Here is a 1,892-nt window from a genome sequence, read left to right on the forward strand (position 1 = left end):
GGCCAGGGGCGTCTTCGACTCGGGGCTCACGCGGTCCCCGGCCGCGATGGCGGCGGCGGGGTCGACGAGCCCCGCGCCCAGCGCGTCGCTGCGCCCGCCCTCGGGCGCGTCCAGCGCCGTCTCGGTGAGCAGCCGGCGGATCTGGAGCGGGCTGAGGTCCGGGTGCGCGGCGCGGACGAGGGCGACGGCGCCGGAGACGAAGGCGGACGCGGCGCTGGTGCCCCATCCCTCGTAGTAGTGCCGGTCCGGGTCGGCGATGACGACGTCGACGCCGGGGGCGCTGACCGTGGAGTACCAGCGGCGGGTGGAGAAGGAGGCGCGGGTGCCGTACCGGTCGACGGCGGTCACGGCGATCACGCCGGGGTAGGCGGCCGGGTAGGAGACGTGGTCGCCGCTCTCGCCGCCGTTCCCGGCGGAGGCGACGACGACGGCGCCCTTGCTCAGCGCGTACTGGACGGCCTCGTCCTCGCGCGGCTCCGGGTGCGCGGAGTCGCTGTCGTCGCCGAGCGACAGGTTGATCACGTCCGCGCCGTGGTCGGCGGCCCAGCGGATGCCGTCGGCGAGCGCGCCGCCGCGGACCGAACGGGCCTGCTTGCGGGCCGGGTCGCCGTCCTCCAGGATCACGCGGACGGGAAGGATCTTCACATCGGGGGCCACGCCCAGGATGCCGTCGTCGGCGGCCGGTCCGTGGCCGCGGCCCGCGACGATCCCGGCCATGGCGGTGCCGTGCCGGGCCCAGGAGCGGTCGCCGCTGCTCGCGCCGAAGCCGATGAGGTCCTTGCCGGGCAGGACCTGGCCGGCGAGGTCGGGGTGGCTGCCGTCGACGCCGGTGTCGAGGATGGCGACGGTGATTCCCTTGCCCTTGGTGGTGCGCCACGCGTCCTGCGCGTGGATGGCGTCGAGCCCCCACTCCTGGTCGCGTATGGCGTCGGCGTGCGCGGGGGCCGCCTCCGTCAGCGTGGGCAGGACGGCCAGCGCGGCGGCGGCCAGTGCGAGGAGCGCGCGGCGGGGCCGCGACCGGCGCGACGCGCGGCGCATCGTCACTTGGACGCCTCCTCAGCGGCTTTCTTCACGCCTTGGACAAAGGCGTGTTCCACCTGCTCGCAGACGCCCTTGGCGTCGTGCCCGAGCCCCGCCTGCGCCGCGACCGACGTCGCCCCCGGCGTGACGGCCCGGATCGCGGGCTGCGGATCGGCGGCCTCGCGGCCGTCGGCGAATCCCGTCACCGCGTACAGCACCACCGGCGTATCGGTACGGATCTTGATCTGCCAGCTGGCCCGCTGCGCGTCGCCGAACCCGGCCGCCGCCGTCCCCTTCGCCCCGTACGCACGCGGCAGCAGATCCCGCCGCTCCCCCAGCCCCTCGTCCTCGAACCGCCGTTGCAGAGCGCCCATCTGCTCCGTGTCGGCCTTGGTGACGAGCAGCCCTACCGTCGTCACGCTGGTCGTCGTCGCGTCCGCGTACGTGGCGCGCAGCAGCCGCGCGCAGCCGACCGGCGCCAGCGCCTTGGCCAGCAACGGGTCGAACGCCCCGGCGCAGCCGCTGTCCGGCGCGACCGCGATCCGCCGCCAGGTGCGGTCCGCGCCGCCGGGCCCCGCGCCGTCGCCGCGCAGCGTGGGCGGGAAGATCGCGTCCACGGGGGCCGTGTGCCACAGGGCGCCGCCCTGCTCGTACGTGGCCTCGGCGGCCGACTCGGCCCCCGCCTCGCCGCCCAGCAGGCTGCCCGCCGCCGCGCCGCCGAGGAGGCCGAGGCCGAGCACGAGGCAGAGGGCGGCCACGAGCGCGCGCAGCCGCCCGCGGCCCGGCGGCTTCGGGTCGCCGGGCGCGCGACCGGGGGTGCGGGGGGTGACGGGGGTGAAGGCGGGCTCCGGGTGCTCCGAGCGGTACCAGGG

Annotated in this window: 2 protein-coding genes; both read right to left on the minus strand. The window is 77.1% G+C overall.

Annotated features, from left to right (window positions below; translation table 11 throughout):
- The coding region (gene mycP, locus ACFU99_RS42265) for a type VII secretion-associated serine protease mycosin (protein WP_384403740.1) at positions 1 to 1,038 on the minus strand (1,038 nt) is incomplete at its 3' end.
- Positions 1,039 to 1,040: 2 nt separating this feature from the next.
- Positions 1,041 to 1,892, minus strand: an 852-nt coding sequence (locus tag ACFU99_RS42270; protein ID WP_384403737.1) for a hypothetical protein, incomplete at its 5' end; no start/stop codon positions are given.

Source organism: Streptomyces sp. NPDC057654, from assembly GCF_042800135.1.
Taxonomy (GTDB): domain Bacteria; phylum Actinomycetota; class Actinomycetes; order Streptomycetales; family Streptomycetaceae; genus Streptomyces.